Genomic DNA, 21,398 nt, shown 5'->3' on the forward strand with positions numbered 1-21,398 from the left:
ATTCCTGCCGGAGGGCGCGTCGTAGGAGCCGCATCGCGGGAGCCGCGCCGCCCGGGCCGGCGCTCCCGCCCGACCGGTTCCGCCCACCGCCCCTAGGGGGTGTTCGCACCCTCCGTGATGGCCTCCGCGACCTCCGCCACCCGCTGCTCCTCCTCGGCCGCGAACCGCTCCCGGTCGAGGGCCTCGGCGATCTCCTCGTCCTGGCTCATCAGCAGGTCCAGGTTGGAGTTCCCCATCTCGAAGACGCCCATGTCCAGGTACGCCTTCTGCAGCCGCTCGCCCCACAGCCCGATGTCCTTCACGCACGGCACGATCCGGCTGAAGAGCAGCTTGCGGAAGAGCGCCAGGAACTCGGAGCGTTCGCTGAGCTCCTCCGCCTCCGCCCGCGGGATGCCGAAGTTCTCCAGCACCTCCACCCCGCGCAGCCGGTCCCGCATCAGGTAGCAGCCCTCGATCACGAACTCCTCGCGCTCGCGCAGCTCGGCGTCCGACAGCTGCTTGTAGTAGTCGCGCAGGGCCATCCGCCCGAAGGCCACGTGCCGTGCCTCGTCCTGCATCACGTAGGCCAGGATCTGCTTGGGCAGCGGCTTGTTCGTGGTGTCGCGGATCATCCCGAAGGCGGCCAGCGCCAGCCCCTCGATGAGCACCTGCATGCCCAGGTACGGCATGTCCCAGCGGGAGTCGCGCAGGGTGTCGCCGAGCAGTCCCTGCAGGCTGTCGTTGATCGGGTAGAGCATCCCGATCTTCTCGTGCAGGAACCGTCCGAAGATCTCCGCGTGCCGTGCCTCGTCCATGGTCTGCGTGGCGGAGTAGAACTTCGCGTCGAGGTCCGGCACCGACTCGACGATGCGCGCCGCGCACACCATCGCGCCCTGCTCGCCGTGCAGGAACTGGCTGAAGTTCCAGGCGCTGTAGTGCCGGCGCAGCTCGCCCCGGTCCCTTTCCGTGAGCTTGGCCCAGTGCCGGGTGCCGTGCAGCGGGAGCGCTTCGTCCGGGGTGCCCAGGGGATCGTACGGATCCACCTCGATGGCCCAGTCGATGCGCTTGGCGCCGTCCCACTGTTTGTCCTTGCCCTTTTGGTACAGGGCCAGCAGCCGTTCGCGGCCGCCGTCGTACTCCCAGCTGAAACGGGCATTTCCGGATGCGGGGACCGGCCAGACGGTCTCGCCCGGATCGTTGGTGTAGAGCTCGTGCGTCGACACTGACGCCCCCTCGCCTCACGTAGCCGCGTACTTCCGTACAGGACCGGACAGTTGGCAGCGTCACACGTTGGTAGACGCGCGGTCAACAAGTCGTGCGCGAGGGATTGACGGTCTTGCTGACAGGCAGTCTCATAAGGAGTGACCGCCGGTAACTCGACGCAGAGGTGTCCGAAGCCATGACCACCGTGACCGAACGAGCCGAGCTGCGCGACGCCCTCGGCCTGCTCAAGGACCGCGAGCAGATCGCCGAGCGGCTGCTCGAATCCTCGGCGAAGCACTCCTTCGACCCGGACAAGGAACTCGACTGGGACGCCCCGCCCATCGACGGCAAGTACTACTGGCCGCCCGAGCTGCTCTCCCTCTTCGACACCCCGCTCTGGAAGAAGATGGGCGAGGAGCAGCGCATCGAACTCTCCCGCCACGAGGCGGCGGCGCTCGGCTCGCTCGGCATCTGGTTCGAGATCATCCTCATGCAGCTCCTGGTCCGACACGTCTACGACAAGTCCCTGACCAGCAATCACGTCCGGTACGCGCTCACCGAGATCGCCGACGAGTGCCGCCACTCGATGATGTTCGCCCGCATGATCAAGACGGGCGGCGCCCCCGAGTACCCGGTCTCCCGCGCCAACCACAACCTCGCCCGCGTCCTGAAGACCGTCTCCACCACCCCCGGCTCCTTCGCCTGCACCCTGCTCGGCGAAGAGGTCCTCGACTGGATGCAGCGCCTGACCTTCCCGGACGAGCGCATCCAGCCCCTGGTCCGCGGAGTCACCCGCATCCACGTCATCGAAGAGGCGCGCCACGTCCGCTACGCCCGCGAGGAACTGCGCCGCCAGATGCTCACCGCCCCGCGCTGGGAGCAGGAACTCACCCGCGTGAGCTGCGGCCAGGCCGCCCGCGTCTTCTCGCAGGCCTTCGTGAACCCCCAGGTCTACGACAACATCGGCCTCGACCGGCGCGAGGCGCTCGCCCAGGTCAAGGCGAGCGGCCACCGCCGGGAGGTCATGCAGACCGGAGCCAAGCGGCTCACCGATTTCCTGGACGACATAGGCGTGATGCGCGGAGTCGGCCGCAAGCTCTGGAAGAGCTCGGGGCTCCTCGCCTGAACACTCCTCGCCCCAGGGTCATGGGGTGCGGCTACCCTGCGGACATGACAGCCGTACGGGCGTACCGCAGGATGAGCGTCGAGGAGCGCCGGGCCCAGCTCCTCGACGCGGCCCTGACGTTGTTCGCACACCGGGCGCCGGAGGAGGTCTCGCTCGACGACGTGGCCGAGGCCGCCGGTGTCTCGCGCCCCCTCGTCTACCGCTACTTCCCCGGCGGGAAACAGCAGCTCTACGAGGCCGCCCTGCGCTCCGCCGCCGACGTCCTGCGGCTCTGCTTCGCCGAACCCCAGGCCGGCCCCCTGACCCAGCGGCTCTCCCGGGCCCTGGACCGGTACCTCGCCTTCGTCGACGAACACGACGCCGGCTTCTCCGCCCTCCTCCAGGGCGGCAGCGTGGTCGAAACCTCCCGCACCACCGCCACTGTCGACGGCATCCGCCGGGCGGCCGCCGAGGCGATCCTCTTCCACCTCGGCGTGCCGGCCCCCGGCCCGCGCCTGCGCATGATGGTGCGCACCTGGATCACGGCGGTCGAGGCCGCCTCGCTGATCTGGATCGACGAGGGCAAGCAGCCGGAGATCGACTCGCTCCGGGACTGGCTGGTGGACCAGTTCATCGCCCTCCTCACGGCCACGGCCGCCACCGACCCGGAGACGGCCGCGGCGGCCCGCGCCGCCCTCGCCCTCGAATCGGCGGACGGACCGGTGGGGGTACTGGCCCGCCGGGTGATCCCGGTGGTCTCCGAGGCGGCGCACCTGCTGTGACCCTTGAACGGCGGTGCCCCCTGAACAGCGGTGACCCCTGGACAGCGGTGACCCCTGGACAGCGGTGATTTCCGGATTGCTGTGAGACTGGAGGGGTGAGAAGCCAACCCACCCCCTTCGAGGGCGGCCCGATGGACGGCCGGACCCTCCCGATCCTCCTCGGACCGACCGGCCACCCGTCGAAGTGGTACGAGATCCCGGTCCCGGCCCCGGACGGCGGCGCCCCCACGGTGCTGCTCTACGAGAGGGTCCCGGCGGGGTACTCCAAGCGCCTCGGCCTCCAGCGGGGCTGGAAGTACGTCTACGCCCCGGGCGGCCAGAAGCCGAAGCTCCGCTGGCCCTGGACGAAGCCGACCCCGTCGGCTCCGCCGGGGGAGTGACGGCAGGGCCTCACCCCGCGGCAGGCGGCCGTCGCCTCACGGCAGGGTGCCGTCGCCCGACGGCAGCCGGGCCTCGACCAGGGTCAGTACGGCCTCCGCCCCGCCCCCGGTCGGCTCCGCCTGCCGGAACACCAGCCTCGCCCCGATGACCTCGGCCTGTCCCACCGCGATCGTCAGCCCCAGCCCGTGCCCCTTGCTCCCGCCCCCGGTACGGAACCGCTGGGGCCCGTGGGACACGAGGTACTCGGGATAGCCGTCGCCGTGGTCCCGTACGGTCACCACCGGCCCGTCCACCGTCACCACCACCGGCGCCCGCCCGTGCTTGTGGGCATTGGCGACCAGGTTCCCCAGCACCCGCTCCAGCCGCCGCCGGTCGGTCTCCACGTGCGCGTCCCGCACCACGACGACCTCCGTGTCGGTCCCCGACGCCCGCACCACCCGCCGCGCGAGGCGCCCGAGCTGGTGCAGGTCCGTCTCCACCACCTCGCTGCCCGAGTCGAGCCGGGAGATCTCCAGCAGGTCCTCCGTCAGCTGCCGCATCGTGCGCACCCGCTCCTGCACCAGCTCCGTCGCCCGCCCCTCGGGCAGCAGCTCCGACGCCGCCTGCAGACCGGTCAGCGGGGTCCGCAGCTCGTGCGCGACGTCCGCCGTGAACCGCTGCTCCCGCTGGAGCTTCGTCTGCAGGCTGCCCGCCATCGTGTCCAGGGCCGCCGCCACCGTCGCCACCTCGTCCTGGTGGCGCGAGGGGTCCTTCGTGCGCGGGTCCCCGACCCGTGCGTCCAGGTCGCCCTGGGTGATCCGGCGGGCCACCGTCGCCGTCTGGTGCAGCCGCCGCGTCACCCGCGTCACGGCGAAGGCGCCCACCAGCAGCGTCCCGCCGATCGCCAGCACCGACGAGCCGATGATCGCGTTGTCCAGCCCGGTGATCGTGCGCGCGCTCTGCCCGTAGTCGACGGCCGTGGCCAGCGCCTTGCCGTCCGCCGGGGCCGCCGCCCACATCAGCTGCCGGCCCCCCTCCTGCGCCACGAGCGTCCCGCGCTGTCCGGAGAGGGCCAGCGCGCGCAGCCGGTCCGGCAGCCCGGCCGGGTCCAGCCCGGACTCCGGCGGCAGCACCTCGCCCGCCTCGTAGGCGCGCGAGGCGTCGGTCAGCTTGCCGAGGGCCTTCTCGCGGGCCGTCGCGACGGTCTGCCGGGTCACCTCCACGTGCACGAGCACGCCCAGCACCGCCGCGAGCGAGCAGCACATCAGCACGATGAAGCACGCCGACTTCCAGGTCAGCGTCGCCGTCCACGAGGGCAGCCGGAGCCTCACCGCGATGCTCCCGCCGAGCCGGGGCTCGGGGACGGGGACGGGCTCGGGGTGCGGCGCGGGCCGGTGCTGCCGGGGACCCGGACGATCTGCTCCCAGGTCGGCAGCATCGAGCGCTGCGTCTCGTCCCAGGACCAGGTGGTGTTCACCTCGTAGCCGGCGTTGCCGCTGGGGACGCGCAGGATCACGTCCCGTCCGGCGAGTTCGACGCTGATGACGGTGTCGGTGGTGGCCATGATCCGGTTGAGCCGGCCCTCCGCGTCCGCCGTGTACACGCGTACGGACATCTGCTGATCCGGGTACTCGATGCCGACGATCAGCTCGTCCTTGCCGTTTCCGGTGAGGTCCCGGTAGTACGGCGTCAGCACCGGACACTTCTTCGGATCGGCCCCGTCCGCCCCGCACTCCTTGATCGCGGCGACGGTCTCGGGCGGCATTCCGTCGGGGCCGGTCTGCACGTTCGGGTGAGCCCGCAGCTCGGCCTGCACCAGGGTCGCCGGGTCGATCACGTGCACGTTCTGGTCCTGGACGGGCGCGATTCCGGGTACGTACTCGGGCGGCGCGCCCCCGGGATCGGCGGGCGGTACGACGGCCCCCGCGCGCCCCGGCCACAGATGTACGGGCCCGCTCGCGGTCGGGGTCGCCCCGGCACCGGCCAGCCCGCCGGTGTCACCGCAGGCGCTCGCCAGCGGCAGCAGCAGGGCGGCCAGCAGACCGGCCCGGACGCGCCGGCGCAGGCCCCGGTGTCCGGGACCGGGGGAGGGAACGGATCCGGATCCGATCACCCGTCGACCCTCCTCTCCCATGAGCATGTGCCTGTCCACAGTAGGCAGAGCCGCATCGTTTCTGCCCGTGAGTCCGGGCCGGAGCACCGGCGGGCCGAGGCGCCGGGAAGGACCCGTCCTACGCGTCCGTACGCCCGCGGCGCAGCATCGCGAAGCCCAGCCCCGCGGCGCCGATCGCCGCGATGCCGCCGCCCGCGGCGAGCAGCAGCATGCCGTCACCCGGGCCGTCGGCCAGCGTGTGCAGCCCCAGCGCCTCGACGGTCCCCGTACCCGTACCCGTACCCGAGCGCGGGGGCGCGGAGGCGGGGACGACCCGGCCGTCGCGGCTCCCGGTCTTGTGCCCGTCCGTGCTTCCGGCGCCGGAGGGGCTGCCTGCATCCTGCGTACCGCTGCCGGGCCCGGCCCAGGAACTGAGCCGGCCGTCGGACCGCAGCGCGAGGTGCATCTCCCCGGCGGCGCCGTAGCCGGTGCTGCCGTCACGGCTGGTCAGGGTGGCGGCGGTGGAGCCGTCGGGGTTGAGGACATCGGCCTGGTAGGCGCCCTTGGCCACGCGGTACACGTGCGCGGTGGAGACGCCGTCGGCGAGCGACACGGTCTTGACCAGGGTCCGCGGGGCGGTCACGCCCTGCACGGAGGAAGCCGACGGCACCCCGTCGGCGAACGCGGCGGCCGCGGGGAACGCCAGCAAGGTGCCGGCACCCACAGCCACGGCGGCGGCGCTGACGAGAGTGCGGCGGCTGTGGCTCACGGTGTTCACGGGACGTCCTTCGGTGCAGGTCAGACCCTGGTCTGTCCAGGTGGGATAAACGTATGCACCGGCCGTTGCGGTAACCCGTTGCTTCTGTAACAGCCATGCCTCAGCGACCCGGCGGAGTCGTTACACGCCACGTGCCGCACCACGCACGCGACAGGCCGGACCCGACCGGGGGATTGCCGCGGGGCGCCGGGGCTGCTCCCATGGACGCCGGGGGTGAGGGCATGTCTTCGATGGGTTCGAGGGGACTGAAGGTACTGCCGAGCGGCCGGCCCGGCCGCGGCCGGCTGTATGTGAACCTGCCCGACGGCAGGGCCGTGGCCTGGTACGACCGGCGGGCCAACCGGATCAGCGTGCTGGCAGACGAGCGCCGCGAGGAGATCCTGACGGCGTTACGCCCCTACCTCACCGGAACCGTTGCCATCGGCCCGCCACCCGTCCCCACGGCCGGGGACCTGCTCCGCCTCTCCCTCCCGCCCGACGAGGACCTGGCCCCGAACCGCCCGGGGGAGGCCCTGCTCGGAGCCCTCACCTACGGCACCGCGGGCACCCGCGCCCGGCACCGGCTCCGTCAGGAGCTCACGGTGAGGCAGCGGATGGGCGAGGTGCTGGACGCCCTCGCGGAGACGGAGGACTGGCAGGTCCTGCACTCGATCCACGCCGTCGCGGACCACCTCCTGATCGGGCCGCCCGGCGTCTTCTGCATCCGCACGGTCCAGGGCCGCCGCCAGCGCGTGGCGATCGGCGACCTCCTCCTCACGGTGGGCCGCACCGACCCCGCCCCGGACCCCCGCGAGGCCCGCCGCGCGGCGGCCCACGCGACCCGCGCCCTCGCCACCCCGGTGACCCCGGTCCTGGCCGTGGTCGACGCGACCCGCCTGGAGATCGCCCCCACCCTCCGCGACGTCCGCATCCTCACCCCCGCCACCACATCAACCTTCCTGACGAACACCCCCACCACCCTCAAACCCCCGGACGTGGAAGCCCTCTACACAACAGCCAGAGACCGCCGAACCTGGCACGCCCACCCATCCGGCGCTTGAGCACCGGGCGCATCCCATCGAGCCGTCCGACGTTCAAGGAGGCCCGGGGCATCTCAGCCGCCGGTGTCCGAGGAGGCCCGGGCCTTTTCAGCCGTCCGGCGTTTGAGGAGGCCCGGGCCATTTCAGCCGTCCGGCGTTTGAGGACCGGGGTCTGGGGCGGAGCCCCAGGGGGTCCGGGCGTAGCCCGGGACCCCCTCTCGGCCCCGCCCGGTGGCATCCCCAGCCTCGCCGGCGTTTGAGGCGCGGGTCCGGGCAGCGCCCGGGGAACGGTGGAAGGGCGGGTAGGGGACAGCCCCGCAGGGCCCAGATCCCGGCCCCCGGGGCCCAGTACCCCTCAAGCGGAGCTCCGCTTGCGCGGCGTCACCGCCTTCTTCGCGGCACCCCGCGCCGGCTTAGCCTCCGCAGCCTTGGCGGAGGCCGCCTTCTTCACAGCCGCAGCAGCAGCCTTCTTCTTCGCAGCGGCGGCAGCAGTCGACTTCTTCGCAGCACTGGCCCCGGCCCCGGCAGCACCCCCACCACCACCACCCGCCGCCGACGCAGTCGACTTCTTCCCGCCCACCGCCTTCGGCGCAACCGCCCCCGCAGCCTTCTTCCGCCGAATCGGAGTAACCTCCGCCTCAGCCCCCGCCCCCTCCGCCGCAGACGCCCCCGCCCGCGAAGCCTTCGCCACCCGCACACTGTTCTCCAACGCCGCCATCAGATCGATGACCTGCCCACCCGCCCCCTCCACCACCGGCCCCGCCGCCACCGCCGGTTCACCCCCACCCGCCTTCGCCGCGATCATCGCCTCGACCGCCTCCCGGTAGTCGTCGCGCAGCGAGTCCATCTCCACCTCCCCCAAGGTCGCCATCAGCGCATCCGCCAGGTCCAGCTCGGCCTCCCGCACCGACACCGCACCCTCGGGCGCGACCCCCTCCGGAACCCGGATCTCGTCCGGCCACAGCAGCCCGTGCATCGCGATCACGTCGTCGACGACCCGCAGCATGCCCAGCCGCTCCCGCCCCCGCAGCGCGTACTTCGCGATGGCGACCTTCCGGCTCCGCTTCAGCGCCTCCCGCAGCAACGTGTACGGCTTGGCAGCCGTAGCCCCGCTCGCCGCGAGGTAGTAAGCCGTGTCCATCTGCAACGGATCGATCTGATCGGCAGGAACGAACGAAACGATCTCGATCGTCTTCGCGGTGGCGATCGGCAGCTGCGCCAGATCCTCGTCCGTGATCGGGATGATCGACCCGTCGGCCTCCTCGTACCCCTTGCCGATCTCGGCGGTCGGCACCTCCTCCCCGTCCAGCTCGCAGACCTTGCGGTAGCGGACGCGCCCGCCGTCACCGACATGGATCTGGCGGAAGGAGATCGAGTGGCTCTCGGTGGCGTTCACGAGCTTGATCGGAATGCTGACCAAGCCGAAGGAGATTGCCCCGTTCCATATGGATCGCACGGTTCCTCCTGTTTCGTGGCAGTCTCATCGTATGACGCCGATCACCCTGGTGGAGGGCCGTCGCATTTCGCTCAGCAACCTCGACAAGGTCCTCTACCCGGAGACCGGCTTCACCAAGGGCGAGGTCCTCCACTACTACGCCACGGTCGCGGGCCACCTGCTCGCCCACATCCACGACCGTCCGGTGTCCTTCCTGCGCTATCCCGACGGCCCGGAGGGACAGCTCTTCTTCACGAAGAACCCGCCGCCCGGTACCCCCGGCTGGGTGAAGACCACCCCGGTCCCGCGTTCGGAGGACCTCCGGGCCGAACAGGTGGTCATCGCCGACCTGCCCACGCTGATGTGGGCCGCGAACCTCGTCGTCGAGTTCCACACCCCCCAGTGGCCGGCCGGCGCCCCCGCCCTCGCCGACCGCCTGATCCTCGACCTCGACCCCGGTTCCCCGGCCACCGTCGTCGAATGCTCGGCCGCCGCCCTGTGGCTCCGCGACCGCCTCACCGCCGACGGCCTCCACGCCTGCGCCAAAACCTCCGGCTCCAAGGGCCTCCACCTGGCGGTACCCCTCGAACCGACCCCCTCCGAGCACGTGTCGGCGTACGCGAAGACCCTCGCCCAGGAGGCCGAGCGCGAGCTCCCCGACCTCGTCGTGCACCGGATGACCAAGGCGCTCCGCCCGGGGAAGGTCTTCGTCGACCACAGCCAGAACGCCGCCGCCAAGACCACGGCGGCCCCCTACACCCTGCGCGCCCGCACCCTGCCCACCGTCTCCGCCCCCGTCTCCTGGGCGGAGGTCGAGGCCTGCCGGACCCCCTCCGACCTGGTCTTCCTCGCCGACGACATCGCCCCGCGCCTCGCCCGCGACGGAGACCTCTTCGCCCCCCTCCTCGACCCCGCCCTGGCCGGACGGCTCCCGTGATCACCGTCGCGCTCGCCGTGGCCGTACGGACCCTGCCGCGCGCGCCCGGTCTCGCCTACGAGCCCAAGTTCGACGGCCACCGCCTCGTGATCGTCCGCACCGTGGACGGGGTGGTCCTCCAGGCCCGCTCCGGCCGCATCGTCACCGCGGCCTTCCCCGACCTCGCGGCGGCCGCCCACCACCTGCCCGCCGGGACCGTCCTCGACGGGGAAGTGGTGGTCTGGCACGCGGGCCGCACCGACTTCGCGCTCGTACAGCGCCGGGCGGCCGCCGCCTCGGCCGCGCGGGCCGCCGTACTGGCCCAGACGCTGCCGGCCTCGTACGCGGCCTTCGACGTACTGGAACTCGCCGGCCTGGATCTGCGCGCCCGCCCCTACGAACGCCGGCGCACCCTCCTCGTCGACCTCCTCCTGCCCCTGGGCCCACCGCTCCAGCCGGTGCCGATGACCACGGACCCGGAGCTGGCGGAGACCTGGTACGAGACCCTGCCCGCCAGCGGCATCGAGGGCCTGGTCGTCAAACGGATGGACCAGCCCTACCCCGCCGGCCGGCGCGGCTGGCAAAAGCTCCGGCACACCAACGTCCGCGACGCGGCGGTGGTCGGCTACACGGGCACCGCCCGGCGCCCGCTCGCCCTCGTCCTGGTCCTCCCGGTCGGCGACGAGACCCCGCTGGTCTCGAGCCCCCTGACGGCGCCGCTCCGCGCGGAGGTGGCGGCCGCGGTGGCCGCCCGCGACCCGGAGGCGGCCGGGGGAGCCCCGCGCACCTCCCGGGGCGCCACCATCACGGCCATCGGCCTCGGCGAAGTCCCCTTCCACCCCCTGGACCCGCCGCTGACGGCCGAGGTCCGCCACACCTCGACCCGCCACCCGCCACCGGAGGTCCTGCGGCTGCGCACGGACCTGTGACCCGGGGCGGGGTCCGCCCCGGGTCACAGACAGGTCGGAGGGCCGGCTGCCGGATCGGTGGGTCAGTGGGTCAGTGGATCAGGGGGTCAGTCGTGTGCGCCCCGCCCCGAGTTGGGCGGAGAACCGGGCTGCGGGTGGGGACCCGGCCCTTCGACGTGCTGGTGGGCCGCTTCCCGCCGGGCCCTGACCTCTTCCGGGTTGAGCGAGGTCGTGGAGCCGAAGTTCCCGTACCCCTGCATCTCGTGCGGGCGCAGTCCGCTCTCGGGGAAATCCACGTAGTCCCGCTCCTCGCGCACCTCGTACACGGCACCGCCGTCGGGCAGGTGCGGCTGGCTCTCGGGAGTGGGGGGTGCGGGTTCCTGTGCCCGGACCCGCTTGCCCAGCAAGAAGCCGCCGAGCAGGAAGCCGACCACGATGAGCCCGACGACCAGGAACCACGCGATGTTGGTCAGTGTCCTGTCCACCGCGAGGAACGTCAGAGTCGTGTCCATACAACCCATTTTCCCGCATCGGTGACTTTTCCACCCGACGGCCCGGTACGGCCTGCGGCCCGGCTCAGCCCTTGAGCGGCCCCTCCGCGTCCCGTACCCCACGGATCTCCCGGCCTCCGAGCACCGCCAGGATCTCCGCGCAGATGGCCAGAGCAGTCTCCGCCGGGGTCTGCCCGCCCAGGTCCAGCCCGATCGGCCCGTGCACCGTCCGCAGCCGCTCCTCGCTCACCCCCGCCGCGAGCAGTCCCTCGCGGCGCCGCGCGGTGGTCTTGCGGGAGCCGAGCGCACCGACGTACGGAATCCCGAGCGCGAGCGCGGTCCGCAGCGTCGGCACGTCGAAGTCCGGATCATGGCTCAGCATCGCCAGACAGGCGGCGTCGCGCCGCACGTCGAGCAGCTTCTCGGCCTCACCCGCGGAGACGACGATGCTCACCTCCCACCCGAGCAGCCGGGCCTGCGCCTCGATGACCTCGGCCAGCTCCCCGGCCCCGCCGATGACCACGTACGGAGCCGACGGGTACGCCTCCACGAGCACCAGCCCGGACCCCGCGTACAGCGCGTCCCGGCCCGGCCGCCGCGTCCTCAGCAGCTCCCCGGCCCGCCGCTCGGCGTCGCCGGACGGCTGGTCCGCCCCGCGTACGACGACACTGACGGCCTGATCCGCCCGCTCGTTCAACTGGGTCACGAGCGCGACGCCGACCCCCTGCCCCAGCAGCTCCCACCACTCACCGGGAATCGCGGCCAGCGGCTGCAACAGCACTTCGGCCTGCCCGCCGCACGTCAGCTTCGCCTCGACGGCCTCGCCGCCGCCGACCGAGACCTCGCACACCCGCGCGGTCTCCCCGCTGCCCATGGAAGCGGCCTCCGCCACGAGCTCGGCGTCGAACACCCCCCGGTACAGGGCCCCGACGCACTCGCCGCGCGCATCCACGAGCACGGCCCCGGCCGGATCCCGGGGCCCGAAGCCCTGCTCGGTCACGGGCCGCGCCAGAAACCCGACCCGCCCCTCGGCCACCCACTGCCGCGCCGTCTCCACCAAGTCACGCATCTGCGCCGCCCCATCCTCACCGTCAGAGCACGCCACAGAGCACCAGGTCGACGACACAAAGTGGCCTCGCTCCCAACCTATGCACGCCCACCCCCGCCCCTCACCCCCCAAAACCCACAGACCCACCCCCACGTCCTTCGTACGGACCACCATTGGCGCGCGCACCGCCCCCACGGCCCGTGCCTGATAACCGATCATGTGGCGGCGGGGGGTGGAGTACAGCTGTGCGGCAGCCGGCAGGGGGACTGGGTCGCCGTCACGTTGAGATCTGAGGGATCGCATGGTGTCGCTGGTTACGTCGGACGCTCTCGAGCGCGAGGAAAGATTTGATTGGTTCTGCGAGACGGTGTCCAGCGACGTGATGCCCGTCACGCTCAACACCCGGCACCGGGCCGATTTCCGGGCGAGCCTCATGTACCTGGACCTCGGCGTTGCGCAGCTGTCCTCCCTGACCTGCTCACCGGTGACCTCGCGGCGCACCTCGGCCCACGTCCGGCGCGGCGATCCCGAACACCTGCAGCTGGCGCTCATCACGCAGGGCACCGTCAGGATCTCGCAGCGGAGCAACGAATCCCTGGTCGCGGGGGGCCTCATGCTCACGGACACCTCGCGGCCGAGCGAGGGCGCATGCATGGGCGAGCAGACCGGGACGGTCGTCCTGCAGATCCCCCGCCAATCCCTGGCGCTGGGATCGGACCGGGTGGACCGCCTCCTGGCCCGGCCCCTGGCCGCAGACGTGGGATCGGGGGCGATCCTCGCCGACTTCCTCAAGGCGCTGGTCGCGCGTGGCCCGCACTGTCACCCCGAGGAGCTGCGGGCGATGGGGGCCGTCACCCTGGACTTGACCACCGCGTTCCTCGCGCGGCAGCTCGGTGACCCCGGCCAGGCGCCTGCCGAGGCCCGTGCGCAGGAGACCCTGCAACGGGTCTACCGCTTCATCGAGAACAATCTCGGCGACCCGGACCTGACCATCCGGACGGTCGCCGACCGGCACAACCTCTCCCTGCGCCGCCTCCACGCCCTCTTCGGTGACCAGCCCCTGACCGTCGCGGCACACATACGCCAACGCCGCCTGGCCCGCGCCCACACCGACCTCGTGTGCGGGGAACTGAGCGGCCGGCCCGTCCAGGCGATCGCCGCTCGCTGGGGCTTCCCCACCGCAACCGCCTTCAGCCGGGCGTTCCGCGAAACCTACGGCATCACCCCCACCGAACACCGTGCGCTCGCCTCGGCCGCCCCACGGCACTGAGCGCACACAAACGCAGCGCTCAACGCACACCACCGCACGCCGCTCCGGCCTAGATTCACCTCCGGCGACACGGGCCCGGGTGAACACAATTCACGGGCTCCGAGCAGGTGCGACGTTGGCACCGGCCGGGTGTCGGCGAGGTATTTGTCATGGGCATGTCTATTTACCGAATCGGCTGATCCTCCACGGTGGCCTGGGAGATCAGCGCAGAACCGACGGGTCACGCGCACGTTCCTTCCTCGCCACCGGAGATCGGCCGGTGGGCAACTCGCCTCTGATGCACGCCATATGCGTATGCGCATGCGGAGGGCGCCATGGCGCTGCCTTTCCCGACGCCTCTCGCCCCTTATCGGCCGCTCGCTCGGCACGGATCGAATTCGAGGAACCGCCTATGCTTCGACGCACTTCGGCAATGCTGCTCGCCACGGCATCCCTGGTCGGCGCGGGATTCGCCATGGGCGCCCCCGCTCAGGCCGTCCCGGTCTGCACCCCCGACAACGCCTGTCTCTATTCGGACTCGAACTTCACGGGATTCGAGCGGGATGACTACAGCTCCCGTCCCAACTGGTCCACCCTCACCTACGACTACGCCCCGACCAGGAAGCTCTACGCGGGCGACGGCGTCGTCGACAACGTCAGCTCCATTAACAACATGGACGCGGACACCAAGATATCGATCTACTACAACTCCGGATACGCCGGCCCCTGCTTCAAGGTCGCGGCTTACGGACTGGTGGACAACTTCGGGAAGATCACCCTCAGTTCCGGTTCGACCGCCAACGACAGGATGAACTCGCACAACTTCAGCAACAACTGCGCGGGGAACACGTACAACATCTTCTGATCGTCGGCCCATGAATACGGTGGGGCAGCGGCCAATTCTGCCCGACCGCACATGAGACGAGCCCCCTGTTCGACACTGAATGAAAACGAGGAAACAGCTCATGATTCGACGCACTTCGGCGATGCTGCTCGCCGCTGCATCCCTGTTCGGCGCGGTAGTTGCCATGGCTGCGCCCGCGCAGGCAGCGGATTGCACCGAGGACAACGTCTGTCTCTGGTCGGACAGCGGCCACACCGGATACCTGCGGGACGACTACCAGTCCCGTGACAACTGGTCCATCATCTCGTACGAATACGCCGGCTGGCGGCTTTACGCGGGCGACGGCAACCCTGCCAACGTCAGCTCCATCGACAACTGGGATCCGGACACCAGGGTCTCGGTCTACTACAACTCCGGATTCGCCGGCCCCTGCTTCAAGGTCGCTGCTTACGGTGCCGTGACGAACATGGCGAGCATCACCCTCAGCTCCGGCAAGACCGCGAACGACAACATGAACTCGCACAACTTCACCAACAATTGCAACGGGACCACGTACAACTTCTGATCCCGGCCCGTGACCGCGGTGGGGCGGAGGCCAATTCCGCCCCACCGCACACGAGATGCACCGTTTGTTCGGCACGGAACGAAAGCAAGGAAAGAGCTCATGATTCGACGTACTTCTGCAATGCTGCTTGCCACTGCCTCCCTGTTCGGCGCGGCAGTCACCATGGCCGCGCCCGCACAGGCCTACAGCTGCACCTGGGACAACGTCTGTCTTCACTCGGACAGCGACTTCAACGGACTGGTCCGGGACGACTTCAGCTCCCGTCCCAACTGGTCCCAGATCACCTACTACGGTGGCCAGCCCGCGGTCTACCAGGGTGACAACCACCCCGACAACGTCAGCTCCATCAACAACATGGACCCGGACTCCAGGGTCTCGGTGTTCTACAACTCCGGATACGCCGGTCCCTGCTTCAAGATCGCGGATTACGGCAGGGTGAAGAACATGGCGAGCATTTACATCACCGCCACCAAGCAGGCCAACGACAACATGAACTCCCACAGGTTCGGCGACAGCTGCCAGGGGAGCATGTACAACTTCTGATCGCCGGCACATGACCACGGTGGGGCGGAGGCCAATTCCGCCCCACCGCGCACATCCACTCTATCCAGGGGTTCCCTTGCGTTATACGCGTCTCGTCATCGCCGCCGGGGTCGGCACGCTGCTGCTCACCGGCTGTTCGGAGGGCGGTCGGGAAGGCGCCCGCGCAGGCGGTGGCGGTGCTGCTGTCCGGGATGTCGTCACGGAGGCCGACATCGTCCTCCCGGTGTCCGCCTACCTCTTCACTGCCGAGCAGCAGGCGGTGGTCGACACGGCTCACTCCGCCCTGGCCTCCGACTGCATGAAGCGGTTCGGTTTCGACTGGCCCGTCAGAAGGGCCGAGCCGGCCAAGATCGTGAACCGTCGGTACGGCGTGGTCGGCGAGAAGGTCGCCGCCGAGTACGGCTATCACGTGATCCCGTCGCCGGGCGACAAGGAGCACGCCGAAGGCGCGGTGTCCAGCGGGGCCAAGCTCCCGCCCGAGGCCTACATGGTCTACGGCGCCAAGGGCGGCAAGGCCGACGCGGGCGGCAGTTACGCGGGCAAGGACATCCCTCAGGGCGGTTGCATCGGGGAGGCGAGCCGCAAGCTGGGGCTCGACAAGGTGCAGGACCCCTCGAAGGGCAAGATCGGGCTGCTCAGCATCGACTACTCCTCCTTCGGAAAGGCCCTGGCGACGCCGGAGTTCAAGAAGACGCAGGACGAATGGGTGGCCTGCATGAAGAAGTCCGGCTACCAGCACACCGCCTTCCTCCAGCCCGCCGAGAAGTACGCGGCCCAGGGGACCTCCGCATCACCGGAGGAGAAGGCCGTGGCCAAGGCCGACGTGCAGTGCAAGCAGGAAACGAAACTCGCCACCGTCCTGGTCCGCGCCGAAACGAAGATCCAGAACGAGTACATCGAGCAGAACGCCGCCGGTTTCGCCGAAATCAAGAGGGATCAGGGCGCGGTCATCAAGTCGGCCAACGAGGCATTGGCGAACTGAATGCAGAACGACGAACAGCCCTCGGTGGACGCGGCCGGGGCGGCCCACGCCAACACCGGCAACACCGGCAAAGGTGGTGACGGCGTACGGATCAGGCGCCGCTCGCTCGCCCTGATCGCGGTGGGCGCGGTCGCGCTCACCGGTGCGGGCTTCGGAGCCTCCCTGCTGATCAAGTCGCCCGCCCAGGCCGCGGCGGACTCCCGGCCTCCCGCGCCGTCCGTGATCACCACTCCGGTCGAATACCGGGCGCTGGCCTCCTCGTTGGTCCTCCGCGGCACCGTGGTCGCAGGCCAGAGCGTGGAGATCACCCCCGGCGGGGGCTCGGCCGATGGAGGCAGTCCCACGGTCTCCAAGCTGCCGCTGAAGGCAGGGGACGAGGTGAGCGCGGGCCGCCTGCTGGTCGAGGTCTCCGGCCGTCCGGTGATCGCGCTCCAGGGCACCGTTCCGCTCTACCGCGACCTCAAGCCCGGTGCCCAGGGCAGTGATGTGGGCCAGCTCCAGGACGCGCTCCAGAAGCTCGGCCACTCCACCTCCCCCGACAACCGGGGGCGTTTCGGCGAGGGCACGAAGGCGGCGGTCACCAAGCTGTACGAGGCGGCCGGGTACGAACCCGTCCCGGTCGGCGGAGCCGAGGGATCGGCCGCCGTCACCACGGCCGAGGCACAGGTGACCTCGTCCGAACGGGCCCTGGACGACGCCAAGGACGCGCTGAAGTCCGCAGAGTCCGGCGCCGGTTCGGGCTCGGGTTCCCGTACGGGCTCGACCGCCGGAACATCCGGAACATCCGGAACATCCGGAACATCCGGGAAGGCCGATGGCGGTGCTCGCGACCTGGCGCCGCTGCGCAAATCGGTCGACCGCGCCCGGGAGGACCTGGCCACCGCGCGCGAAGGCCTCATCGCCGCGAAGGCGGCCTCCGGCCCCATGGTCCCGTCCGGCGAGGTGACGTTCCTGGAGAGCTTCCCCGCCCGGGTGCAGGACCTTCCCGTGCGGCTCGGCGGGAAGGTGCAGGGAGCCGTGATGACCGTTGCCGCAGGTCCCCTGGTGGTGCACGCCTATGTGCCCGACCACCAGAAGGGCCTGATCCGGGCGGACCAGAAGGCGGAGCTCCTCTCGGAGGCCGACGGGGCCACCGCCGACGCCTCCGTACGGTCCATCGCGACCGCGCGCACGATGCCGCGTACCGCTGCCGGCGCACAGGACGGGCAGCCGGCCGCCGGGCAGGCCGGTGGGCAGGCGGACGCGGACGGCTACCTGATGGTGCTGGCACCCGGCCGGCCGCTGGAGGCCCAATGGACCGGGCAGAACGTCCGCCTGACCGTCCTGGCCGCCACGACCGGCGGCAAGGTCCTCGTCGTCCCCGTCTCGGCGGTGTCGGCGGGCGCCGACGGTGCCACCGTGGTGACCGTGCTCGAGGACGACGGCAAGCAGCGCCGGGTCCGGGTGAAGCCCGGCACCACCGGCGACGGCCATGTCGAGGTCACCCCCGTGGACGACGGGGCCCTCCGCGAGGGCGCCCGGGTGGTGACCGGGGTCCGGGCCGACGTCGCCGCGCCGGGAGGCGCCGGATGACCGTGTCCCCGTCCCCGGCCCCGTCCGTGCCGCCCGTCATCGAATTCCGGCAGGTCGGCCTCACCTATCCGGGGCCGCCGCCCGTGGAAGCGTTCCGCCCCGGCGACCTCGTGGTCCGCAAGGGCGAGTTCATCACCGTCGTCGGCCCCTCCGGATCGGGCAAGTCCACCTTCCTGAACATCGCCGGACTGCTCGACACCCCCACCACGGGCAGCTTCCTGCTCGACGGCATCGACACCGGCCGGCTCAAGGACACCCAGCGCACCACGTTGCGCGGCCGCCGCATCGGATTCGTCTTCCAGGCGTTCCACCTGCTGCCGCACCGCAGCGCCCGCGAGAACGTCGAACTCGCCATGGTCTACGGCGACGTCCCGCGCCGCGAGCGTCCCGAGAGGGCTCGCGAAGCGCTGGCCCGGGTTCGCCTCGGGCACCGGACGGACGCGCTTCCCACCCGGATGTCCGGAGGCGAACGCCAGCGCGTGGCCATCGCGCGGGCCCTGGCCGCCCGGCCCTCGTTGCTCCTGTGCGACGAGCCGACGGGAAACCTCGACTCCGGCAACGCCGAGGCGGTGCTCCAGCTCCTGGAGACCCTCAACGCCGAGGGCATCACGGTCGTCCTCATCACCCACGACCTGGCCGTGGCCGCCCGCGGCCGGCGGACCATCACCATCCGGGACGGCTCCATGAGCGAGAGCGAGCAGGTGAGCGCATGCTGAGCCGGATCCGAAGGGCACCGGAAGCCGTACCGGAAGCCTCCCCCCACCCCGACCTCGGACGCTCCCTGTTCGCGCCACGGGACCTGCTGGCCGAGGCCTTGGCCGGGATGCTGCAGCGCCCGGCCCGCTCCGCGCTCACCATGCTCGGCACGGTCCTGGGCGTCGGCGCCTTCGTCGCGGTGCTCGGCCTGACCGCCACCGCCTCCTCGCAGATCGACGACCGCTTCAACGTGCTCTCCGCGACCGAGGTGACGGTCGAGGACATCGCCCACGAACAGGACAAGTTCGCCGACCCGGCGTTCCCGGACGACGCCACGGACCGCGTCGAGCGGCTCAACGGGGTGCGGCACGCCGGCGTGCTGTGGACGGTCAAGCCCCGGCGCAGCGCCGCCGAACTCGCCGTCACCGCCGCCCCGGTGGGCGGCAGCGGGGGAGAGGCCCTCAGCGTGGTGGCCGCCGCTCCGGCCGCCCTGCGCGCGGCCGAACCCCGGCTCTCCCAGGGCAGGCTCTACGACGAGTTCCACGCCGGTGCCCGCCAGCGCGTCACCGTGATCAGCTCGGGCATCGCCGCCCGTCTGGGGATCACCACGCTGGAGACCGAACCGGCGATCTTCATCGGGGGGCAGCCGTTCACGGTCCTCGGCATCGTCGAGGACGTCGAGCGCCAGCCGGACGTACTGCTCTCGGTCCTCGTACCGCAGACCACCGCGGTCGAGATGTGGGGGCGGCCCGCCGAGGGCGCGAGGATGCTCATCGCCACCGACCTGGGCGCCGCCCGTCAGGTGGCGGCGGAAGCCCCCACGGCACTGCGCCCCGACCACCCGGAGTACCTCAAGGCGGTTCCGCCGCCCGACCCGAAGAGCCTGCGCACCTCGGTCACCTCCGACCTCGAACAGCTCTTCCTGCTGCTCGCCGGAGTGTGCCTGGTCATCGGAGCGGTCGGCATCGCCAACACCACCCTCGTGGCGGTCCTGGAACGCACCGGGGAGATCGGCCTGCGCCGCGCCCTCGGCGCCCAGAGGCGCCACGTCACCGCCCAGTTCCTCGCCGAGTCGGGCACGCTGGGCGCGTTCGGCGGACTCATCGGCACGTCCATCGGCACGCTGGCCGTCCTGGTGGTCGCGCTGGTCAGGGACTGGACACCGGTCATGCACCCGGTGACCCTGGCCACCGCCCCGCTCATCGGCCTGGCAACCGGCGTCGTGGCGGGCATCTACCCCGCCCGACGCGCCGCCTCCGTACAACCGGCCGACGCCCTCCGCGGCTGACCCACCCCGACCCGCGCACAGACACGGCCCCCTGCCAGAGTTCTTCGCCCTTGCGGGGGGCCACCCCCTTCTCGCCCACGAGACGCGCCCTACGACTGCACAGCGCGGCAGTTGGCAGCACATACGCGAAGACCCCGTCTCAGCGAACTCGCTGACGGCGGGGTCTTTGGGCACTCCTTGCGAAGTGCCCCCGGCAGGATTCGAACCTGCGCACACGGCTCCGGAGGCCCCGTGCGTCCTACACGTTGCAGCAGGTCAGGGGCTGGTAGACCGGCTGAAGGCACTCGCTAGTCCACGAATGGGCCGCGGCCAACGATGGACTACGGCTGAGGGAAGCTCTGCTTGAGCCACTCCCGAACGGAGTCCACTGTCGTCCGTCCGTGCTGCCGCAGCACATCGATGATGTCCCGCCCGCAGACCAGTGCAATCGGATGGGCGTCTTCATGGACTTCGTCCTGCACCTGCTTGTTGAAAAACGAGGTCGTGACCAGCACACCGAAGTTGCGGTGCCGGAGCCGTGAGATCAACCGGGAAACCTCGCGTACGCCGACCGAGCTGTCTGTTGCGTAGCACTTGGCTTCAAGTGCGAAGTCGATGGCGATGGGGTTCGCCACCGGGCCCAGCACGTAGATGCCCACCGCGTCTCGCCCGCCGTCCCGGCTCGGGCGGGTGACGTCTACCGCTCCCGTGCTCGGGGCGATCAGCCGCCAGATGGCAACTGCGCAGGCCTCGAAGTCATGCTCGCGTCCGCGGAAGTACTCGCGGATCTCTTCCAGCATCGCCCGACCGGCGGGGTCATCAGGGAGCTGGTTAGCCTTCGAGCGGATGACGGTGGTGGAAGGTGCCAGCAGGGGCCGGTACACGCGGCTCTCGACCCAGGTCCGCCACACGTCGGGGCAGTCTCCGCCCAGAGGGCCCCCTCCGTCGAGTAGCTGCTGGATCCAGGTGCGGGGGATCAGGGGGTGGTCGAGCACGGTGAAGCGCGCCCGGTAGTTCTGGAATCGCTTGTCTCCAGTTGCCCTCCAGATCGCTGCCAGCTCTTCGTCAGATGTCATGGTTGGCCCACCGGGGGCCAGCAGGCCACGGAATCTGACCGACCGGCCTGACGTTCCCGACTTCTCGAAGAGGAGAAAGGGTGGGACGCTAGCGCGCTCCGTGGGGGTCCTGTAGGACGCCTCGAACGCGTCCCTCATCAGGGAGTTGCCCGACCGCTTGGTCTCGTGTAGCCCCTGGCCCGGCCTCTTGTTGTCGCCGTAGTAGGTGAAGGTGCCCGTCTGCACGTCAAGGTGGTCAGGCCAGTCGACGTCCTCGCCGCTGGTGTACAGCACGACCAAGCGCACTGTTCCCTTGGCTGGCGAGCCGGCGTACCTGAAGCCGCCCTGGTTGCCAACTCCCTTTATCAGCTTGGACATCGGGTCGTCGCCGGTGTTGCCCTTCGCCCCACCTGCGTAGAGCTTGTCGACCACAAGGTCAGCGGACGGCAGGTCTGCGAAGGGCACGTGGGGTTCAGGAGCGACAGGGAGGGTCATGCTTCATGGTCTAC

Annotated in this window: 22 protein-coding genes and 1 tRNA gene; 14 read left to right on the plus strand and 9 right to left on the minus strand. The window is 70.8% G+C overall.

What is annotated here, in order from left to right; genetic code table 11:
- Positions 1 to 92 precede the first annotated feature (92 nt).
- A complete protein-coding gene (locus ACFRU2_RS11135) occupies positions 93 to 1,202 on the minus strand; it encodes a ferritin-like domain-containing protein (protein ID WP_382970519.1) in 1,110 nt (369 codons plus the stop codon).
- A gap of 176 nt (positions 1,203 to 1,378) precedes the next feature.
- Here ACFRU2_RS11135 and ACFRU2_RS11140 point away from each other — a divergent pair, with 176 nt between their 5' ends.
- The 3 genes from ACFRU2_RS11140 to ACFRU2_RS11150 all read left to right on the plus strand — a co-directional run bounded on the left by ACFRU2_RS11140 (position 1,379) and on the right by ACFRU2_RS11150 (position 3,449).
- The gene (locus ACFRU2_RS11140; RefSeq protein WP_266955211.1) at positions 1,379 to 2,308 is read left to right on the plus strand and encodes a diiron oxygenase; all 930 of its coding nucleotides are present in this window, start codon (positions 1,379 to 1,381) and stop codon (positions 2,306 to 2,308) included.
- 44 nt (positions 2,309 to 2,352) lie between these two features.
- Entirely contained in the window at positions 2,353 to 3,069 is a 717-nt protein-coding gene (locus tag ACFRU2_RS11145; protein WP_382970522.1) for a TetR/AcrR family transcriptional regulator, read from the plus strand.
- 95 nt (positions 3,070 to 3,164) lie between these two features.
- Positions 3,165 to 3,449: a hypothetical protein gene (locus ACFRU2_RS11150; RefSeq protein WP_382970525.1), complete on the plus strand. Its 285-nt coding sequence runs from the start codon at positions 3,165 to 3,167 to the stop codon at positions 3,447 to 3,449.
- Positions 3,450 to 3,485: 36 nt separating this feature from the next.
- On the opposite strand, the gene ACFRU2_RS11155 is transcribed toward ACFRU2_RS11150, so the two are convergent.
- The 3 genes from ACFRU2_RS11155 to ACFRU2_RS11165 form a co-directional block, all read right to left on the minus strand.
- Entirely contained in the window at positions 3,486 to 4,760 is a 1,275-nt protein-coding gene (locus tag ACFRU2_RS11155; RefSeq protein ID WP_382970527.1) for a histidine kinase dimerization/phospho-acceptor domain-containing protein, read from the minus strand.
- Positions 4,757 to 5,542 carry a hypothetical protein gene (locus ACFRU2_RS11160; protein ID WP_382970530.1) on the minus strand — a complete coding sequence of 262 codons (786 nt, stop codon included), beginning with the start codon at positions 5,540 to 5,542 and terminating at the stop codon, positions 4,757 to 4,759. Before ACFRU2_RS11160 ends, ACFRU2_RS11155 begins: the two co-directional genes overlap by 4 nt.
- Before the next feature lie 118 nt (positions 5,543 to 5,660).
- Positions 5,661 to 6,299, minus strand: a complete 639-nt coding sequence (locus ACFRU2_RS11165) for a hypothetical protein (protein WP_382970533.1) — start codon at positions 6,297 to 6,299, stop codon at positions 5,661 to 5,663.
- 221 nt (positions 6,300 to 6,520) lie between these two features.
- On the opposite strand from ACFRU2_RS11165, the gene ACFRU2_RS11170 reads away from it, so the two are divergent.
- Positions 6,521 to 7,339: a nuclease-related domain-containing protein gene (locus ACFRU2_RS11170; RefSeq protein WP_382970535.1), complete on the plus strand. Its 819-nt coding sequence runs from the start codon at positions 6,521 to 6,523 to the stop codon at positions 7,337 to 7,339.
- Between the two features lie 334 nt (positions 7,340 to 7,673).
- Here ACFRU2_RS11170 and ACFRU2_RS11175 read toward each other — a convergent pair whose 3' ends face one another.
- Entirely contained in the window at positions 7,674 to 8,774 is a 1,101-nt protein-coding gene (locus tag ACFRU2_RS11175; protein WP_382970538.1) for a Ku protein, read from the minus strand.
- A gap of 31 nt (positions 8,775 to 8,805) precedes the next feature.
- Between ACFRU2_RS11175 and ligD the strand changes: the two genes are divergently transcribed.
- Both ligD and ACFRU2_RS11185 read left to right on the plus strand, forming a co-directional pair.
- Positions 8,806 to 9,690 carry a non-homologous end-joining DNA ligase gene (gene ligD / locus ACFRU2_RS11180; RefSeq protein WP_382970540.1) on the plus strand — a complete coding sequence of 295 codons (885 nt, stop codon included), beginning with the start codon at positions 8,806 to 8,808 and terminating at the stop codon, positions 9,688 to 9,690.
- Positions 9,690 to 10,598 (plus strand): ATP-dependent DNA ligase, encoded by a 909-nt coding sequence (locus tag ACFRU2_RS11185; RefSeq protein WP_382970847.1) that lies wholly within the window; start codon positions 9,690 to 9,692, stop codon positions 10,596 to 10,598. Before ligD ends, ACFRU2_RS11185 begins: the two co-directional genes overlap by 1 nt.
- Positions 10,599 to 10,684: 86 nt before the next feature.
- On the opposite strand, the gene ACFRU2_RS11190 is transcribed toward ACFRU2_RS11185, so the two are convergent.
- Positions 10,685 to 11,089, minus strand: coding sequence for a DUF6479 family protein (locus ACFRU2_RS11190; protein WP_382970543.1), 405 nt, complete (start codon positions 11,087 to 11,089; stop codon positions 10,685 to 10,687).
- Between the two features lie 64 nt (positions 11,090 to 11,153).
- Positions 11,154 to 12,137: an XdhC family protein gene (locus tag ACFRU2_RS11195; RefSeq protein ID WP_382970545.1), complete on the minus strand. Its 984-nt coding sequence runs from the start codon at positions 12,135 to 12,137 to the stop codon at positions 11,154 to 11,156.
- A 280-nt stretch (positions 12,138 to 12,417) separates the two neighbouring features.
- Here ACFRU2_RS11195 and ACFRU2_RS11200 point away from each other — a divergent pair, with 280 nt between their 5' ends.
- From ACFRU2_RS11200 to ACFRU2_RS11235, 8 genes are all read left to right on the plus strand, one after another.
- Entirely contained in the window at positions 12,418 to 13,386 is a 969-nt protein-coding gene (locus ACFRU2_RS11200; protein ID WP_382970548.1) for a helix-turn-helix domain-containing protein, read from the plus strand.
- Between the two features lie 391 nt (positions 13,387 to 13,777).
- The gene (locus ACFRU2_RS11205) at positions 13,778 to 14,230 is read left to right on the plus strand and encodes a peptidase inhibitor family I36 protein (protein ID WP_382970550.1); all 453 of its coding nucleotides are present in this window, start codon (positions 13,778 to 13,780) and stop codon (positions 14,228 to 14,230) included.
- Between the two features lie 100 nt (positions 14,231 to 14,330).
- The gene (locus ACFRU2_RS11210) at positions 14,331 to 14,774 is read left to right on the plus strand and encodes a hypothetical protein (protein WP_274549556.1); all 444 of its coding nucleotides are present in this window, start codon (positions 14,331 to 14,333) and stop codon (positions 14,772 to 14,774) included.
- Between the two features lie 120 nt (positions 14,775 to 14,894).
- Positions 14,895 to 15,317, plus strand: coding sequence for a hypothetical protein (locus tag ACFRU2_RS11215; protein WP_382970553.1), 423 nt, complete (start codon positions 14,895 to 14,897; stop codon positions 15,315 to 15,317).
- 76 nt (positions 15,318 to 15,393) lie between these two features.
- Positions 15,394 to 16,299, plus strand: a complete 906-nt coding sequence (locus tag ACFRU2_RS11220; protein WP_382970556.1) for a hypothetical protein — start codon at positions 15,394 to 15,396, stop codon at positions 16,297 to 16,299.
- Positions 16,300 to 17,871: a peptidoglycan-binding protein gene (locus ACFRU2_RS11225; RefSeq protein WP_382970558.1), complete on the plus strand. Its 1,572-nt coding sequence runs from the start codon at positions 16,300 to 16,302 to the stop codon at positions 17,869 to 17,871. It begins immediately after the preceding gene.
- The gene (locus ACFRU2_RS11230; protein WP_382970560.1) at positions 17,868 to 18,587 is read left to right on the plus strand and encodes an ABC transporter ATP-binding protein; all 720 of its coding nucleotides are present in this window, start codon (positions 17,868 to 17,870) and stop codon (positions 18,585 to 18,587) included. The genes ACFRU2_RS11225 and ACFRU2_RS11230 overlap by 4 nt, the downstream gene beginning before the upstream one ends.
- Positions 18,581 to 19,855, plus strand: coding sequence for an ABC transporter permease (locus tag ACFRU2_RS11235; RefSeq protein WP_382970562.1), 1,275 nt, complete (start codon positions 18,581 to 18,583; stop codon positions 19,853 to 19,855). Before ACFRU2_RS11230 ends, ACFRU2_RS11235 begins: the two co-directional genes overlap by 7 nt.
- 185 nt (positions 19,856 to 20,040) lie before the next feature.
- Here the strand turns inward: ACFRU2_RS11235 and ACFRU2_RS11240 are convergent.
- Positions 20,041 to 20,182, minus strand: a tRNA-Arg gene (locus ACFRU2_RS11240).
- Positions 20,176 to 21,384 carry a restriction endonuclease gene (locus tag ACFRU2_RS11245; RefSeq protein WP_382970564.1) on the minus strand — a complete coding sequence of 403 codons (1,209 nt, stop codon included), beginning with the start codon at positions 21,382 to 21,384 and terminating at the stop codon, positions 20,176 to 20,178. Before ACFRU2_RS11245 ends, ACFRU2_RS11240 begins: the two co-directional genes overlap by 7 nt.
- Positions 21,385 to 21,398 lie beyond the last annotated feature (14 nt).

This window comes from Streptomyces sp. NPDC056883 (assembly GCF_042788835.1).
In the GTDB taxonomy this organism is placed as follows: domain Bacteria; phylum Actinomycetota; class Actinomycetes; order Streptomycetales; family Streptomycetaceae; genus Streptomyces; species Streptomyces stoeckheimensis.

Coding starts and splice junctions, on each gene's coding strand:
- ACFRU2_RS11140 (WP_266955211.1), top strand. CDS start 1,379: ATGACCACCGTGACCGAACGAGCCGAGCTGCGCGACGCCCTCGGCCTG.
- ACFRU2_RS11145 (WP_382970522.1), top strand. CDS start 2,353: ATGACAGCCGTACGGGCGTACCGCAGGATGAGCGTCGAGGAGCGCCGG.
- ACFRU2_RS11170 (WP_382970535.1), top strand. CDS start 6,521: ATGTCTTCGATGGGTTCGAGGGGACTGAAGGTACTGCCGAGCGGCCGG.
- ligD (WP_382970540.1), top strand. CDS start 8,806: ATGACGCCGATCACCCTGGTGGAGGGCCGTCGCATTTCGCTCAGCAAC.
- ACFRU2_RS11190 (WP_382970543.1), bottom strand. CDS start 11,089: ATGGACACGACTCTGACGTTCCTCGCGGTGGACAGGACACTGACCAAC.
- ACFRU2_RS11195 (WP_382970545.1), bottom strand. CDS start 12,137: ATGCGTGACTTGGTGGAGACGGCGCGGCAGTGGGTGGCCGAGGGGCGG.
- ACFRU2_RS11200 (WP_382970548.1), top strand. CDS start 12,418: ATGGTGTCGCTGGTTACGTCGGACGCTCTCGAGCGCGAGGAAAGATTT.
- ACFRU2_RS11205 (WP_382970550.1), top strand. CDS start 13,778: ATGCTTCGACGCACTTCGGCAATGCTGCTCGCCACGGCATCCCTGGTC.
- ACFRU2_RS11210 (WP_274549556.1), top strand. CDS start 14,331: ATGATTCGACGCACTTCGGCGATGCTGCTCGCCGCTGCATCCCTGTTC.
- ACFRU2_RS11215 (WP_382970553.1), top strand. CDS start 14,895: ATGCTGCTTGCCACTGCCTCCCTGTTCGGCGCGGCAGTCACCATGGCC.
- ACFRU2_RS11225 (WP_382970558.1), top strand. CDS start 16,300: ATGCAGAACGACGAACAGCCCTCGGTGGACGCGGCCGGGGCGGCCCAC.
- ACFRU2_RS11230 (WP_382970560.1), top strand. CDS start 17,868: ATGACCGTGTCCCCGTCCCCGGCCCCGTCCGTGCCGCCCGTCATCGAA.
- ACFRU2_RS11235 (WP_382970562.1), top strand. CDS start 18,581: ATGCTGAGCCGGATCCGAAGGGCACCGGAAGCCGTACCGGAAGCCTCC.
- ACFRU2_RS11245 (WP_382970564.1), bottom strand. CDS start 21,384: ATGACCCTCCCTGTCGCTCCTGAACCCCACGTGCCCTTCGCAGACCTG.